Genomic DNA, 16,247 nt, shown 5'->3' with positions numbered 1-16,247 from the left:
GATAAGAAAAAGAACTTGTTTCTTTTTCTTTTCTTTTTATTATGGAGGTAGAAATCGATATGTCACTCATTCAATTACAAAACGAACAAGATTGGAATTTAGTAAAAGAACAAAGAAACCGCATTATCTTGATGAAAAACAGTACAACATGTCCCGTAAGTCATGAAGCTTTTAAAGAATTCCAAAAGTTTGCAGCTGATAACGAGAATGAAACGTTGTATTATCTGAACGTGCAAGATTCAAGACCACTAAGTAATGCGATTGCTGAGCAAACAGGAGTGAAGCACGAATCTCCTCAAGTTTTAATTTTCGATGGAAATAACGTGGTTTGGCATGATTCACACTGGAATATAACGAATAAGAAGCTTGCACAAGCGAACGAAAAAACAAAAGCGTAGCAGAAATTGCTACGCTTTTTTCTTTTTAAACTAGTACTTCAAATTTTAATAGTAGTTGATCACCTGTTTGTATTTCGGTTTGAAAGCCGGCTTTTTCTCCGTTCTTTAACAAAATCAGGCTCTCACCTGGTTTTGGTTGAAGTGTAAGTTCCACTTCTGTAAAAACGTCTTGAAAAATAAACGGTTGTTGATTGGCCTTTTTCATCAAAAGTCTTTCCTGACTATGAAGAACTGAATCGCTACACAGTTTTTCCTCTTCACGGTAGAACGTATAAAGTGGTCTTACAAGAGTCAGTTCTTCTTCATTAAAAATAACCGTACATGACTGATGAAGGTTTAGGTCTAGTGCGTTCGTTACATGTTTCAAAGTTACTTGCTCTTCTTCAGAACGTTGATAATCTAAACGATCTCCGTCGTTCCATTCTGTATGAAGGGTAACACTTAGATCGTTTAGATGCACCGTACTCGTGATTGTAGTAGGAAGAGAGAGCGGTTTACCATCTACAAAAAGAGTAAAATCCAAATTCTTTGTTTCGATACTCCACTTTTTTAGATCAAAAATATCTGAAAGGGTTGAAGGGAAGCGATAATAACAATCATCTCTATCAGATAATAAAGTATTGGCGCATACACGTTGTTCATTTATATAATAATGTGTTTCAAATGTCTCAGCTTCCCCGTTCACCCATAACGTTTTGACAGAGTGATCATCAATTGCGTCTTTTATCGAGATTTCCGCATCCTCCCCGTTATTTCCAGGTTCATAATGGATGATTGCACCCTCTAAGATTTCATCTGATAGCGTGCAAGGAACACCATTCATCTCAATGGTAGGAGCTGAACCGATCTTTCCTTTAAACATCTTCACTTTCCCATTCACAGAAACCATCAATCCCATTCCAGGTTTACCGTAAAGTTTCGAAAGATCAGCTCCTCCAGCGATCAAGGCATCACCGATCGTAAGTTTTTTTACTTGAAATAAACGTATTGTCTTTCCATTCACAGAGACGGTTACATATTTAACCGGATTTTCTTTAGCCGCAATACCGATACCTACAGGTGTTACGAGTTCAGGGCCATCTTCTTTTAATGATGGGATCAATGATTGGATGGCGTTAAGACCACGAATCGCAACTCGCTCGATTGGCAGGGTAAGCTTTTCAGCGACTTTCTCGCGTAATAGAGGTGTTAAACTGCCTCCTCCCACAAGCATGATCGCCTGTGGTGCTTTGCCGTTCAAGCGAAGGACTTCATTTGTAACTCCTTCTGCCAAATTGTCGATCGAATAGGCTATCGTTGAAATCACTTCAGATGTGACTTTCTTGGATGGAAATCCTAAGATATCTGTGTATGTTATTTCAGATTCTTGCGTTAACGAACGTTTAATCTGCTCAGCTACAGGAAAATCCAACAAAAACTCAGAACTGACTGCTTCCGTAATTTCATCCCCTGCGACCGGTACCATACCATATGCAATAACTGTTCCTTGAGCAGTTATCGCGATATCTGAAGTACCTGCTCCAATGTCAACAAGAGCTACATTTAACTTACGCATAGAAGGCGGAATCAGCACATTGATGGCTGCGATCGGTTCTAACGTTAGAGCTTCCATTTCAAGGCCAGCTTCGTCTAGAGCTTTCATTAAGGAATCTACAACTACTCTCGGTAAAAATGTAGCGATAACTTCTACACTAGCTCTGTTTCCTTGCTGACCGATAAAGCTCCCGATCTCCTGCTCGTCGAGATAATAATGAAGGACAGAATATCCAACGCAATCGTAGATTAAATTGGAGTTTTCATCTAATAAGCTCGCTAATTGATATTGAGCTTGCTGAACCGCTGCAAGTTCCATATGGATCACTTCTTCATTTGAAGTGATATCACCAAGTGAGAGATCTTTTTCAGAACGGCCTTTCACGGTCTTAAGAGCTCTTCCTGCTGCAGCAACACAAACTTTAGAAAGCGAACCTACTTCATGTTCGAGCTGATTTTTTATAGTCCTGATCACTTTAGCAACAGCAGGGATATGGTGGATCTGGCCATCAAGCATAGAGCGCTCTTCATGTTCGATCATTTTTTTATGTAAAATTTCATACTTTCCGTTTTCATGCTGCTTTAAAATCATACCGACCACGGAGCGTGTACCGATATCTAATGCGAATAAAAGATTTTTGTCCACGAAGGCACCTCTTTTTGTTACGATAGATGTATAGGTAGTCTTATAAGTGATAGAAAACGTCCTAATTATTAGAAATGTATCATATTTCTTACATTATATAAATACTGAGGTGCTAAGATATGAATCATCTAGAATTAAACACGTTACGAGCAGAACTTGATGATGTGAATAAAGAGTTATTAGCGATAATCAATAAACGTGGTGAGCTTGTTCAGCGGATCGGTAAGATCAAATCAGATCAAGGTATGAAGAAGTACGATCCTGTTAGAGAAAGACATATGTTAGATCTCATTTCAACAGATAATGAGGGGCCATTTGAAACGAGTACTCTTCAGCATCTTTTTAAAGAAATATTTAAAGCAGGTCTAGAATTACAGGAAGTAGATCATAAAAAGGAGCTTCTTGTCTCTAGAAAGCAAAGACCTGAAGATACGGTTATCTCTGTTAAGGGGATGGAGATCGGAAACGGAAATCCTATTTTGATTGCTGGGCCGTGCGCTGTAGAGAGTTATGAACAAACAGCTTCTGTAGCAGATGCTGTTACAAAGAATGGGGTAAGACTATTACGAGGAGGAGCATTCAAACCACGAACGTCACCTTACGATTTCCAAGGATTAGGTGTGGAAGGACTTCAGATTCTAAAAAAAGTGGCAGATGAATACAATTGTGCGGTGATCAGTGAGATCGTCCATCCACAAGACCTTGATATGGCGTGTGAGTATTTAGACATCATCCAAATTGGTGCTCGAAACATGCAGAACTATGAGCTGTTGAAAGCAGCAGGGAAGCTCAATAAGCCTGTTCTATTAAAAAGAGGACTGGCAGCAACGTTAGAGGAGTTCATTAATTCAGCGGAGTATATCATGTCGCAAGGAAACGGGCAGATCATCCTTTGTGAAAGAGGGATTCGAACGTATGAACGAGCGACACGAAACACATTAGATATTACAGCCGTACCGATTTTAAAACAAGAAACCCATCTGCCTGTGTTTGTAGATGTCACCCATTCAACGGGAAGAAAAGATTTGCTCCTGCCAGCAGCGAAGGCAGCTTTTGCGATCGGAGCGGATGGCGTGATGGCAGAAGTACATCCTGATCCAGCAGTGGCTTTATCAGATGCTGCACAGCAGATGAACATCGAAGAATTTGAAGTATTTGTTGAAGAACTTGTTTCCTCACGTTTTCTTAAAATCAATCAAATGGTTTAATAAGTGATCAACATAGGACCGGTGAGCTTAAGGATTTAGCTGCCGGTTTTTTTATATGCAAACAACTACTCTAAAAAAGCGTATGATTCTGCCTTTTTTCGCCAAAAATAAGTAAAATAGGTTCATTTTATTTTATTCTTTTTTTAATGTATGAATAAATGGTGAAACATGTCTCTATTCGTTGCCTACTTTACTACTTTATCGTATGATAATAGCATTACATAGCTGTCGGATATGCAGTATATAAGGAGGATTTTTTTTGAATACAACAATTTATGATGTAGCTCGTGAGGCAGGTGTCTCAATGGCAACGGTTTCTCGTGTTGTTAACGGAAACCCAAACGTCAAGCCATCTACTAGAAAGAAAGTACTTGAAGCGATTGAAAGATTAGGTTATCGCCCGAATGCAGTAGCAAGGGGATTAGCAAGCAAGAAAACAACAACGGTCGGCGTTATCATTCCGGATATCTCTAGCATCTTTTTTGCGGAATTAGCTCGTGGTATTGAAGATATTGCCACCATGTATAAATACAACATTATCCTTTGTAACTCAGATCAGAACAAGGACAAAGAGATCCATCTGTTAAACACTTTACTAGGTAAGCAAGTGGACGGCATTGTATTTATGGGCGGGAAGATCACAGAAGAGCATGTAGAGGAATTCAAGCGTGCGGCAGTTCCGATCGTAATGGCTGCTACTGTGGATATGAACGAAGAAGTTCCATCTGTAAACATCGATTATCAAAATGCTGTTTATGAAGCAGTTTCTCACTTGCTTGAAAAAGGTCATTCTTCTGTTGCGATGGTAACTGGCCCATTAGAAGATCCGATCAACGGTTATTACAAATTTAACGGTTACCGTAAAGCGTTAGAAGAGCACGGTAAGAAGGTTGATGAAAGTCAAGTATTCGTTGGTGAATACACATATGATTCTGGAATTGAAGCGATTGAAAGCTTCTTAGACAGTGGAAACAAACCTTCAGCTGTCTTTGTAGGTACGGATGAAATGGCACTAGGTGTGATCCATGGTGCACAAGACCGAGGTTTGAGCGTGCCAGAAGATATTGAAGTGATCGGGTTTGACAACACAAGACTTGCTACTATGGTGCGTCCGACATTATCAACGGTCGTTCAGCCAATGTATGATATCGGAGCTGTAGCGATGCGCTTGTTAACAAAACTAATGAACAAAGAAACAGTTGAAGAACATACGGTAGTATTGCCTCATCGTATTCAATTCAGAGATTCTACAAAACAATAACGAAGTGTTGAGGTGGGCGAAGTGAGGATTGGCATCATCGGTGCGATGGACGAGGAAATCGTTTATATGAAAGAAGCACTGGATATTTATGGGGAGAGCGTTTTTGCTCAAAATAAATTTTATGAAGGTACACATCATAACAAAGAAATCGTTTTATGTAAGTCTGGCGTAGGGAAAGTTAACGCAGCGATTACCACACAGATTCTTATCGATCGCTTTCAAGTTACTCATGTTCTTTTTACAGGAGTTGCAGGTGCACTTGATCCTGAACTTGAAGTAGGAGACATTGTAATCTCATCAAGTGCGATGCAGCACGATATGGATGCATCTGCATTGAGCCCTGACTTTCCAAAAGGAACGATTCCGATGTTCGCGTTTGATTCTGAGTTTAAAGCAGATGCTCAGTTAGTAAAACTTGCAGAAACAGCAGCAGAAAGATTACAAGGACCGAAAGTGAAGATCGGAAAAGTACTGAGCGGTGATCAGTTTATCGCTGATCGAGAACTGGTTGAAGTATATTCTGCTCTTTTCAATGGAACTTGCATTGAAATGGAAGGGTCAGCAGTAGCTCAGGCTTCATTCTTAAATGAAGTACCGTTCGTGATCATCCGTTCGATCTCTGATAAAGCAAACGGTGAAGCGCCAGCTAGCTTTGCTGAATTCACCGCATTAGCTGCACGTCGTTCGTCAGACATGGTCGAAAGCATTATAGAATCATTATAGAATGTGACTTTGGAGAACTGACCCGTCAATGGACGGGTCAGTTTTTTTGGTTGAGGGTCATGAGGTCTTATGGATTTGTCGAAAAGTGGTTAAAAATTTTTATCCGTGAAATTAATTTACATTACCGTGAAATTAATTCTATTTACCGTGGATATATTTTCGATTACCGTGAAATTATGAATATGTTCATTAGAGAATATGGCTTGAACAGCTGTTTTCCGGCTCAAAAAGTATAAAGAAAGAGGACTAAACGGTATAGTCCTCTTTTTTTATGAACTCTTTTTAATGGAATATAAGCTTTTTTCCAATGTTGCTCTGTTTTTTGATGTGATCTCTTCTTTTCTTGGAATTGGTTTATAGATTCCGGATTCATCTTCCCATGTAGGAGGAAGCGGATACTTCGCCTCACTCGTCCAACGCTTTAGCCAGTTCTCTGCTATCTGTCCGGAAGGTGCTTGATCGTTCATGACACACCAAAGGTAAGACCAAGCCCTCGGAACGACACGCCAAATATCATAACCGCCACCGCCTGTTGCAATCCAGCGGCCGCCGCAATATTTTTCGGCGACTTTCTTTGCGATCCTTGGAATTTCAGTATACGTTTTCATCGTTACGGACAAATGAGTCAAAGGATCATAATAATGAGCATCAACACCATTTTGGGTAATGATGACGTCCGGTTTAAAAAAATCTGCCACTTCCCACAAACTTCTTTCATAGCACTCTAAGAAGGATTCATCTTCTGTAAAGGCATCAACAGGAACATTAAAGGAGAAGCCATACCCTTTGCCAGCTCCTTTTTCATGGATTGATCCTGTTCCAGGAAATAAGTAGCGTCCTGTTTCGTGGATGGAAAGTGTGCAAACATCTGGATCATCATAAAAAGCCCACTGCACACCATCACCATGATGGGCATCCGTATCGACATATAAAACACGTGCATTATATTTTCGTTTCATATATTCGATTGCGATTGAACTGTCATTGTAGATACAAAATCCAGAAGCTTTGCCTCTAAAACCGTGATGAAGTCCACCGCTGAGGCTAAGAGCATGCTTGGACTTTCCTTCCATGACATGATCTACAGCTGTAAGAGTAGCACCGACGATCCAGCTGCTGGCTTCATGCATATTTGGAAAAATGGGAGTATCTTCTGTACCAAGTCCATAGTTTAGAGCGATCTCACGGTTAAGCAGTCCTTTTCCAGCCTGCTTTACGGCTTCCACATACCCTGAATCATGAATCATCATGATCTCTTCATCTGTCGCTTGTCTAGGTAAGACAATCTGATTGTCATCCAAACACCCTGAATCTCTTAACAACTCATAAGCAAGTTGTACTCTAAGCTGATTGAAAGGGTGGGTGTCACTGAACTTATATCCTAAAAGATCTGGTGAATAAACAAAAACGGAATCATTTTTCATCGAGTTCACCCGGAACAGGTGGCCACTTCACTTCATAGCCGTTTTCAATCAAGTGTTCGATGACCGGAAGTGGGTTCATCGTACCAACACGAAATACGATAATCTTTTCTCGCTCATTATGAGACGGATAGACAAGGACAGAGCTGATGTTCAAGTGAAAATCTTTCAACACACTCGCAACCTTAGCCAGTTCACCAGACTCGTTCGGGACGGCTACCTCTAGATGAGACCCCGGTTGATGAGTACCTGTTAATAAGATAAAAGCATGAAGCATCTCTCGTTCAGTTACTAGACCAACTAACTTCGTCTCTTCAAGTACAGGAATACAGCTTACATTATGTTCATAAAAAATCGTGGAAAGTTCTTCTGCGATATCGAAAGGATGAGCTGAAAAGGTAGCTTGTTTCATAATGCTTGAAACAGGCTTCTCAAAATCTTCTGGGTGTTCGTTCTGGTGAAAAATAGATGGACTGGCATCCTTCACTTCACGATCTGTAACAAGTCCTAGTAGATCTCCGTTGTTATCAATGACAGGCAAGTTTCGAACATCTTTTTCTAGCATTAGTTGAATGGCTGTACCGATCGTCTCGCTTTCATGAATCGTTACAACATTCTTTTGCATCATATTTTGAACGATCATATGTAACACTCCCATTTGATTTCTCTCTATAAAGTGATATTTTTATTATGCTGTTTTCGTATACACTGTTGCTCATGAAAGTAGTTGATTTCCGCTCCAGGTTACTCGCTTTCCATGGGGCGTGCGGTGAGCCTCCTGCCGTTATACGCCTTTAGGAGTCTCCACCTGACCGCTCGTCCCATAGGAGTCGGCAACCTTGCGCTTCTATCAAATTGCATATGAAGTAAAAGAAAAACATCCTAAAAGTTTATTAGTACATAAAACGATTCTTAAAACGCAGCCGGTCAAACTGTTGAATCGTGTCTAAGTCGATTCTTTTTCCGATACGGACCATCAAACAATTGGCTGGGTGCGAACTAATTTCAGGATCATCTGTTGCCATATACTCAAGGTCACCTGCATTCATCATCTTTTCCATGACTTTTCGGTAATCCCAAACGGATAGTTTCGTTCCTTTTAAGTCCCAGTGCCAATAGTATTCTGTTGTGATAATAATATAGTCTTCCATGGCATCATCCATCATGGAAACTTTTAATAGTGTTTTTCCAACTTTAAAGTTTCGATAATCAGGAATGACCTCGATCGCACCTAGTTCTAATAGATTTTCCATGTTTCCTTCTGACCAGCGTTCTAATGGATCAGGATAGACATATGTAACATAACCGACTATGGTATCTTTATTTCTTGCGATAATGATTCTTCCTTCGGCTAGCCTCGCGATTTCGGTAACTGCTTTTTTTTGCTCTTGAGCTGGCCTGAATGCTTTTAAATCTTCATGGAAAGAAAGACCTTCTAACGTTTCTGCTGATACAGGTCCTTCGACGGTAATTGTTCCATGACTCGTTTTTAGTGCTATACAGTTGTATGTTTTCGTATGTTTCATTTTTACACCACCTAGGTTGGTTTCCAACTTCTATTATACAACATAAAACCATGTTGTAAGGGTTTACATAACGGTTTTTATAGATAGTTCTAATAAGTTAAAAAATTTAGATAATATGATATAATTAAAGGGATATCCAAAAGGGAAGGGAGATTTGGCAATGAAACTGGAAGCGCTTCCGATTATAAAAGGTGATTTTAATCTACAAGATTATGAGGCTACATACGGAGCATTTGATTGGAAAGACATTGAAAAAGAATTCTCCTGGCACAAGACAGGACGAGTTAATATGGCATATGAAGCTATAGACCGTCATGCAGCATCCCATCGTAAAAACAAAGTAGCACTCTACTTTTCAGATCAAAAAAGAGATGAGAAGTATACGTTTAAAGACATGAAAGAGATGTCTAACAAAGCGGGGAATATGTTACGCCAAATAGGTGTTGAAAAAGGAGATCGCGTCTTCATCTTCATGCCGCGTTCACCTGAACTTTACTTTACGTTCCTTGGTGCGATCAAGCTCGGAGCAATCGTTGGCCCATTGTTTGAAGCATTTATGGAGGGAGCAGTAAGAGATAGACTTGAAGATAGTGAGGCAAAAGTGCTTGTTACCACGCCATCGCTATTAGAGCGTGTCCCGGTTGATGAACTGCCGAAATTGAAGAATGTAATTTTGGTAGGAGAAGATATTAAAGAAGAGGGACCATATGTAAATTATTTTGATCGTATGAAAAAAGCATCGAAGGATCTAGATATTGAATGGGTGGATCGTGAAGATGGATTAATCCTTCACTATACGTCTGGATCGACGGGGAAACCAAAAGGTGTGCTTCATGTTCATAATGCGATGCTTCAGCATTTTCAAACTTCAAAATGGGTACTTGATCTAAAAGAAGATGATGTTTACTGGTGTACGGCAGATCCGGGCTGGGTGACAGGAACTTCCTATGGCATATTCGGGCCATGGTTGAACGGTACATCAAGTGTCATTCGCGGGGGGCGTTTCTCTCCTGAAGATTGGTATGGAACGATTGAAAATTATGGTGTAACAATCTGGTACAGTGCTCCAACTGCTTTTCGTATGTTGATGGGCGCTGGAGACGAAGTGGTAAAGAAATTTGATATGTCTTCACTTCGACATATTTTAAGTGTAGGTGAACCTCTTAACCCCGAGGTCGTTAGATGGGGAATGAAGGTGTTTAACTTACGGATACATGATAACTGGTGGATGACGGAAACAGGTGGTCAGTTAATCAGCAACTACCCAGCGATGGAAATTAAACCTGGTTCGATGGGTAAACCGTTCCCAGGGATAGAAGCAGCGATCATTGACGACCAAGATAACATTTTACCACCATATCGTATGGGCAATCTTGCTATCAAAAAAGGATGGCCGTCCATGATGCGAGCAATCTGGAACAATCCTGAAAAATACGATTCATATTTCACGCCAGGTGGTTGGTATGTTTCCGGAGATTCTGCTTATATGGATGAAGATGGCTACTTCTGGTTCCAAGGTAGAATTGATGATGTTATCATGACTTCTGGAGAACGAGTCGGGCCGTTTGAAGTGGAAAGTAAACTCGTAGAACACCCTGCTGTTGCGGAAGCCGGTGTTATCGGAAAACCCGATCCTGTTCGAGGAGAGATTATTAAGGCGTTCATCGCCCTTCGTTCTGGCTATGAAGCAAGTGATGAGCTGATCGAGGAAATCCGTAGTTTTGTAAAAGCTGGTCTTGCTGCACATGCGGCACCACGTGAAATAGAATTCCGTGATAAGCTTCCGAAGACAAGAAGTGGTAAGATTATGCGTCGTGTTCTTAAAGCGTGGGAACTTGATCTACCGACAGGTGATCTTTCTACGATGGAAGATTAATAACAATGAAAAACCCTCGAATCAATTCGAGGGTTTTTTCTTATTATTGTTTTGTGTTGTGGCTGGTGGCGGATCACCAGTGCCAGGATCTGTAGGTTCAGTTGGTGGCGGCGGTGGATCTTGTGGCTCATCAGGCTTATCAGGCTTATCTCCATCTCCTTCTGTTGGAGGTGATGGTGGCTCAGCTGGTGGTTTCTTTTCACCGACCTGAACTTTTGTCTGTGCGGGAGATTCCTTACCTGCAATATCCACTGCTGTAACATAAACGACTCCGGCAGGAACTTTTGCAGAAGTTTTATCAGCGGTTACAGAACCGATCTTCTTAAATGATGTACCATCTGAAGAGTGATAGATGCGGTAACCAATTACATCATTCTCTCCATGTGACGCCCAAGAAAGCACGCCATCCGACATTTTTGCGCCCGCAACAGCGGAAGGAACTTTGCCGTTCTCTTTTAACTCTTTTTCAGGAACAATGTTGTTCAATAGATTCGTTGTATTCGTTAATTTGTTTAGCGCTTCTAATCCAAGTTCGCGGAGGAACTCTTCCTTAATCAGAACACCATCTTTTGTAAACTCTTGTGGTGTTGAAGGAAGTGCTTTATATTTCGCATCGCCTACAAGCACATAACGACCTTTTGAGAGTGTGTCGTCCACTTCATTAGGTGTGAACTTCGCATTAAACAGATCAGTCGTTACGAGTCCAGCACTTCGACAAAGATCAGAAGGCAGTTTACCCGATATCCCACAGATCTCACGACGTACGATTCCTGAAGGCATTGCGAATTGCTTTTCAGCGTCTACGAGCTGTGGTGAATGTTTATAAGCAGCATTTATAAGTTGTGCCCATATTGTTTGGTTTCTTTGCCCGGTGTTACCCGCTAGGTCAGCTGGAGTATCATAACCAATCCAAACACCGAACGTTACGTTAGGATTTGATGCAACAAACCATGAGTCTTTATCGGCATTTGTTGTTCCTGTTTTACCAGCCCAATCTGATTGGAAAGCTAGTTTGCGAGGAACACCTGATGCCGTTCCAGAAGACAGAACATCTCTCATCATGTCAATTAATAGATAGGATGTTTGTGGACTATATACTGGTTTCGCTTCACTCTTATGTTGGTAGATGACTTCACCATCATTAGATTCAATGCGTTCAATCATATATGCATCAACAAAATTTCCTCCGTTTGCGAAGGTAGAGAAAGCGTTAACGTTTTCTTCAACTGTAATACCTACATCTAAGGCACCCAGAGCCATTGCATTTTGTGTACGATCGCCTTTCGTAAGGCTCGTTACACCCATCTGCATTAGTTTCTCAGTAGCTTTCATATGATCTACACGTTGATAAGATTTAATAGCTGGTATATTTCTTGATTTTTTTAAAGAATGTCGAACTGATACAAGACCATCGAAATCCATATCATAGTTATTTGGCTTCCATGTTCCTAATGCAATTGGTGTATCAGGAACGATTGAACCTGGTTGAACTTTACCTGTTTCCAATGCGTAAGAATAAGCAAGCAATGGTTTCATCGTTGATCCATTTTGACGAGGAGCTCTCATCGCATGGTTGGTTTGTTCGCGGTTAAAATCACGTCCTCCAACAAAACTGATGATCTTTCCTGTCTTATTTTCTATCAAGGTTGCACCGACTTCTTCAGGTTCGGGTTTATCAAGTTTAATTCTTTGGCCTTTGCTGTTATACACGTATTGATTAGCAGGACCGAATAAATTATCATTTTTCACTACTTGCTGCATATCATCGTATATTTTTTGATCGATGGTTGTGAAAATTTTAATTCCCTTTTGCCTAACTTGAGTTCGGGCATTATCCTCATACTCTTTTAATTCCTCAGCATTTAAATCGCTTAGTTTTTTTCCATCTTTTTCAGCGTTCAACTTTGTCAGTAAATCCACTGTTCGTCTTTGGATTTCAACAGTCAAGTATGGATATCTCTCATATGAAGATTGCTTTTTAGTTGTTAGATTCTTTTTTATATCATATTTCATTGCCTCATCATATTCTGCTTGTGTAATAGACCCGGCAGATAACATGCGGCTTAGAACAGTTTGCATACGTTTTATGCCGGCAGACATGTCTTTCTTTTGCTCCCCACCTTTATTAAAAGGGGTATAAACGAAAGGGTTCTTTGGTAGTCCAGATAGGTATGCGGATTGAGCTAAATTCAGCTTGGATGCAGGTACTCCAAAGACACCTTCTGCAGCAGCCTGTATACCAGCAACGTTTCTACCTGACGAGTTTCTTCCATAAGGTACGATGTTTAAGTAAGCTTCTAAGATTTCATCTTTCTTGAGTACTTTTTCAAGTCTCATTGCTAATAAAATTTCTTTTGCTTTTCGATCAAAAGATACTTCATTCGTTAGAATTTGATTTTTAATTAGTTGTTGAGTTAGCGTACTTCCACCTGTTACAACAGAAGCACCTGAAAACTCTTGGAACATGGCGCGGAATATTGCTTTTGGCACAACACCCTCATGTTCATAAAAATATTGATCCTCTGTTGATATAACAGCTTTTAAAACATAAGGAGATACTTCTTTTAAACTGATCTCTTGCCTATCCAAATCAGATTGAAGCTTTCCTAGATATGTTTTGTTAGCGAAATAAGCGGTACTCGTTTCTTCATAGTTGTAGATATCTTCTTTCATAGAAGTGTGAGCTCGCACGGGTTCGTCTTTTACAAGAGAAGCGAAGAAACCAGCTCCTACACCTGCTGCGAAAACACCACCGAGGATAAGTAATACAGTTACAATCAAGAACATGTTCCATGTGACGTTATATGTAATTCGTGCTGTTCGAATAATTCCTTTTTCTTTCAAAAAGTGGACAAATTTCTCCCATTTTTGCTTCAATTCATCAAAACGAGACATCATTTGGTAATCCCTCCCCCTCGTGTATTATAACATAAGGTCGATTTATGATAGAACACCGTTTTTGAAGATGAAGATTGACATGAAATTCAACTATGTGGTAAAAATAAAAGAAGATTATTATATGTTGAAAGCGAAGATAGGAATGAGTAGCAGGTGTCTCCCTGTTTCAGAAAGCTGGTGGTTGATGCGAACCAGTGCAAAGGCATGCTGTGAATTACCTCCTGGAGCTGTCTCTGTGAACGTTAAGTAGCAGAGAACGGATAAAACCGTTACGAAATGAAGTGAAAAGCCTTTTTTGGGCTTTTAATTAGGGTGGTACCGCGAGATTGTCATCACGTCCCTTTCCAACTGGAGAGGGACTTTTTTTATTGTCATTAAACAACGAAAGGAAAGATAGGAATGAATATTCTACAAGATCTAGAATTTAGAGGTCTTCTTAATCAAGTAACAGATCAAGAGGGATTGCAAAAAGAACTTGAAAACGGAATCGTAAAGCTTTATTGCGGATTTGATCCAACTGCTGACAGCCTGCACATTGGAAACCTGTTACCGATTCTTACACTTAAACGATTTCAAGAAGCTGGACATCAACCTTTTGCGCTAGTTGGCGGGGGAACAGGTTTGATTGGTGATCCAAGTGGTAGACAAACAGAAAGAACATTGAACGAAGCTGAGATTGTTGTTCAATGGACAAATAAAATCAAAAATCAGCTTTCTAGACTTCTTGATTTTGAAAGAGAAAACAATCCTGCTAAGACAGTGAATAACTATGAGTGGTTAAGTCAACTTACGATGATCGAGTTTCTTCGTGACGTTGGAAAGAATTTCTCAGTTAACTACATGCTTGCCAAGGATTCTGTTGACTCTCGATTAGAAGCGGGTATCTCTTTTACCGAGTTCTCCTACATGATTTTACAATCGTATGATTTTCTTAACCTCTTCCAAAAAGAAAACGTAAAACTTCAAATAGGTGGAAGTGACCAGTGGGGGAATATTACAGCTGGTATGGAATTGATTCGTCGTTCTGGCGAGGAAGAAAAGGCTTTCGGACTAACGATTCCGTTAATCACAAAAGCGGATGGAACGAAGTTTGGTAAAACAGCATCTGGAACGATCTGGTTAGATGCAGAAAAAACGACTCCATACGAGTTCTACCAGTTCTGGGTAAACGCAGCAGATGCTGATGTAATCAACTGGCTAAAATACTTTACATTCTTATCTAAAGAAGAAATTGTAGCTCTTGAAAAATCCTTAGCTGAAGCGCCAGAAAAACGTGAGGCGCAAAAAGCGTTAGGACGAGAAGTAACAACTTTAGTTCACGGTGAAGCAGCATACAAACAAGCAGTAAAAATCACTGAAGCACTCTTCAGTGGAAATCTGTCTGACTTAACGGCTGCTGAGATCGAACAAGGTTTCAAGGATGTTCCGTCATTTAACGCAACGAATACGGAGGACTTAAACATTGTAGATCTGCTTGTTGATGCGAAGATTTCTCCATCTAAACGGCAAGCAAGAGAAGATGTAACAAACGGAGCTGTATCAATCAACGGTGAAAAGATTCAAGATACAGCATATATGATTGGTGAAAAAGACCGCATTGAAAATAAGTTTGTGATCATCCGTCGCGGAAAGAAAAAATACACTTTGATCAGATATTAAAATGAAGGATAGGAACCCAATCGTAGCAGGGTTCCTATCTAATTTTATTAAAGGATGTGTTTGTTGTGAAAAGAATTCAATTAGCAGAAGACCTTCAGTTTTCACAGATCGTTCACGGACATTGGCGTTTAGCAGAATGGAATCTCTCTCCCGAAGAGCTTCTTTCACTTATAGAAAGATGTATAGAGGCAGGAATTACAACGTTTGATCATGCTGATATTTATGGTAATTACATGTGTGAAGAGCTGTTTGGACAAGCCCTAGCTCTTAAACCATCCTTACGACATGAAATGCAGATCGTGACTAAGTGTGGTATTAAACTCATTTCTGAAAACCGTCCACATCATACGATTAAATCTTATGATACGAGTAAAGAACACATCATCGCTTCTGCAGAAAATTCATTGAAAAAAATGAACACAGACTTTGTAGATGTACTATTGATTCATCGCCCAGATCCGTTTATGGACCCAGCTGAAACAGCAGAAGCGTTTCACATCTTAAGAAAAGAGGGGAAAGTGAGACATTTCGGTGTTTCTAACTTCACACCTAAACAAATGGAAATGCTGCAAAATGAGTATGATGGACCACTTGTAACGAATCAGATCGAGTTGTCCGTTCTTCATGAACAGTCTTTCTTTGATGGCACGATCAATCACCTTCAAAAAGAAAAAGTTAGACCGATGGCTTGGTCTCCGCTTGCTGGAGGAAGATTGTTTAATGGAAAAGATGAAAAAGCGGTACGAGTGAAAAAGGCTATAGAAATAGTCGCTAGTGAAACAGAAGCCTCATCTATTGATGAAGTAGCTTATGCATGGCTGTTGAATCACCCGGCACAGGTCATGCCGATTGTTGGTAGCGGAAAAATGAATCGTATTGAGGCAGCGATAAATGCAGCAAACTTACCGCTAACACGCGAGCAATGGTTCTACATTTTACAAGAAAGTATGGGGAAAGAAGTAGATTGATTCATACTTTACTCATTCAATAATAAGTCGAAATCCACACAGTATGATGTGTGGATTTTTTTATTATATCTATAGAACATTTCGTTAGTAATTAGTTCCTTAGTAGTATAATATTAGAAATAAATACTAA

Annotated in this window: 12 protein-coding genes and 1 other annotated feature; of the genes, 7 read left to right on the top strand and 5 right to left on the bottom strand. The window is 40.1% G+C overall.

Annotated features, from left to right (window positions below; translation table 11 throughout):
• Window positions 1-59: 59 nt before the first annotated feature.
• The gene (ytxJ, locus tag IHV10_RS15920) at window positions 60-398 is read left to right on the top strand and encodes a bacillithiol system redox-active protein YtxJ (RefSeq protein ID WP_197131683.1); all 339 of its coding nucleotides are present in this window, start codon (window positions 60-62) and stop codon (window positions 396-398) included.
• Window positions 399-423: 25 nt separating this feature from the next.
• Here the strand turns inward: ytxJ and IHV10_RS15915 are convergent, their stop codons facing one another.
• Window positions 424-2,577, bottom strand: coding sequence for a cell division protein FtsA (locus IHV10_RS15915; protein WP_197131681.1), 2,154 nt, complete (start codon window positions 2,575-2,577; stop codon window positions 424-426).
• A gap of 119 nt (window positions 2,578-2,696) precedes the next feature.
• On the opposite strand from IHV10_RS15915, the gene IHV10_RS15910 reads away from it, so the two are divergent.
• The 3 genes from IHV10_RS15910 to IHV10_RS15900 all read left to right on the top strand — a co-directional run bounded on the left by IHV10_RS15910 (window position 2,697) and on the right by IHV10_RS15900 (window position 5,769).
• The gene (locus tag IHV10_RS15910; protein ID WP_197131679.1) at window positions 2,697-3,785 is read left to right on the top strand and encodes a bifunctional 3-deoxy-7-phosphoheptulonate synthase/chorismate mutase; all 1,089 of its coding nucleotides are present in this window, start codon (window positions 2,697-2,699) and stop codon (window positions 3,783-3,785) included.
• Window positions 3,786-4,044: 259 nt separating this feature from the next.
• A complete protein-coding gene (ccpA, locus tag IHV10_RS15905) occupies window positions 4,045-5,046 on the top strand; it encodes a catabolite control protein A (protein WP_197131669.1) in 1,002 nt (333 codons plus the stop codon).
• 21 nt (window positions 5,047-5,067) lie between these two features.
• Entirely contained in the window at window positions 5,068-5,769 is a 702-nt protein-coding gene (locus IHV10_RS15900) for a 5'-methylthioadenosine/adenosylhomocysteine nucleosidase (protein ID WP_197131667.1), read from the top strand.
• Window positions 5,770-6,038: 269 nt separating this feature from the next.
• Here IHV10_RS15900 and IHV10_RS15895 read toward each other — a convergent pair whose 3' ends face one another.
• From IHV10_RS15895 to IHV10_RS15885, 3 genes are all read right to left on the bottom strand, one after another.
• A complete protein-coding gene (locus IHV10_RS15895; RefSeq protein WP_197131665.1) occupies window positions 6,039-7,193 on the bottom strand; it encodes an acetoin utilization protein AcuC in 1,155 nt (384 codons plus the stop codon).
• Window positions 7,183-7,833: an acetoin utilization AcuB family protein gene (locus tag IHV10_RS15890; protein WP_197131663.1), complete on the bottom strand. Its 651-nt coding sequence runs from the start codon at window positions 7,831-7,833 to the stop codon at window positions 7,183-7,185. The genes IHV10_RS15895 and IHV10_RS15890 overlap by 11 nt, the downstream gene beginning before the upstream one ends.
• Window positions 7,834-8,083: 250 nt before the next feature.
• Complete coding sequence (locus tag IHV10_RS15885) at window positions 8,084-8,716, bottom strand: GNAT family N-acetyltransferase (protein WP_197131661.1); 633 nt, start codon at window positions 8,714-8,716, stop codon at window positions 8,084-8,086.
• A 160-nt stretch (window positions 8,717-8,876) separates the two neighbouring features.
• On the opposite strand from IHV10_RS15885, the gene acsA reads away from it, so the two are divergent.
• Window positions 8,877-10,592 carry an acetate--CoA ligase gene (gene acsA, locus IHV10_RS15880; protein WP_197131658.1) on the top strand — a complete coding sequence of 572 codons (1,716 nt, stop codon included), beginning with the start codon at window positions 8,877-8,879 and terminating at the stop codon, window positions 10,590-10,592.
• A 21-nt stretch (window positions 10,593-10,613) separates the two neighbouring features.
• Here acsA and IHV10_RS23030 read toward each other — a convergent pair whose 3' ends face one another.
• Window positions 10,614-13,490, bottom strand: a complete 2,877-nt coding sequence (locus IHV10_RS23030; protein WP_305069422.1) for a transglycosylase domain-containing protein — start codon at window positions 13,488-13,490, stop codon at window positions 10,614-10,616.
• Window positions 13,491-13,614: 124 nt separating this feature from the next.
• Window positions 13,615-13,835, top strand: a binding site (T-box leader).
• A gap of 54 nt (window positions 13,836-13,889) precedes the next feature.
• On the opposite strand from IHV10_RS23030, the gene tyrS reads away from it, so the two are divergent.
• Both tyrS and IHV10_RS15865 read left to right on the top strand, forming a co-directional pair.
• Window positions 13,890-15,149, top strand: a complete 1,260-nt coding sequence (tyrS, locus tag IHV10_RS15870; RefSeq protein ID WP_197131655.1) for a tyrosine--tRNA ligase — start codon at window positions 13,890-13,892, stop codon at window positions 15,147-15,149.
• A 65-nt stretch (window positions 15,150-15,214) separates the two neighbouring features.
• Window positions 15,215-16,117, top strand: a complete 903-nt coding sequence (locus IHV10_RS15865) for an aldo/keto reductase (RefSeq protein ID WP_197131653.1) — start codon at window positions 15,215-15,217, stop codon at window positions 16,115-16,117.
• Window positions 16,118-16,247: the final 130 nt, after the last annotated feature.

The organism is Fictibacillus sp. 5RED26 (genome assembly GCF_015903895.1).
GTDB classification, from domain to species: domain Bacteria; phylum Bacillota; class Bacilli; order Bacillales; family Fictibacillaceae; genus Fictibacillus; species Fictibacillus phosphorivorans.
Note: the sequence above shows the minus strand (reverse complement) of the source record. Positions and strands in the feature narration are given on the sequence as shown.

Bases quoted from the DNA above. Each gene is read 5' to 3' on its own strand.
- tyrS (WP_197131655.1), top strand. From the start codon at position 13,890: ATGAATATTCTACAAGATCTAGAATTTAGAGGTCTTCTTAATCAAGTA.
- IHV10_RS15895 (WP_197131665.1), bottom strand. From the start codon at position 7,193: ATGAAAAATGATTCCGTTTTTGTTTATTCACCAGATCTTTTAGGATAT.
- IHV10_RS15910 (WP_197131679.1), top strand. From the start codon at position 2,697: ATGAATCATCTAGAATTAAACACGTTACGAGCAGAACTTGATGATGTG.
- ytxJ (WP_197131683.1), top strand. From the start codon at position 60: ATGTCACTCATTCAATTACAAAACGAACAAGATTGGAATTTAGTAAAA.
- acsA (WP_197131658.1), top strand. From the start codon at position 8,877: ATGAAACTGGAAGCGCTTCCGATTATAAAAGGTGATTTTAATCTACAA.
- IHV10_RS23030 (WP_305069422.1), bottom strand. From the start codon at position 13,490: ATGATGTCTCGTTTTGATGAATTGAAGCAAAAATGGGAGAAATTTGTC.
- IHV10_RS15885 (WP_197131661.1), bottom strand. From the start codon at position 8,716: ATGAAACATACGAAAACATACAACTGTATAGCACTAAAAACGAGTCAT.
- IHV10_RS15890 (WP_197131663.1), bottom strand. From the start codon at position 7,833: ATGATCGTTCAAAATATGATGCAAAAGAATGTTGTAACGATTCATGAA.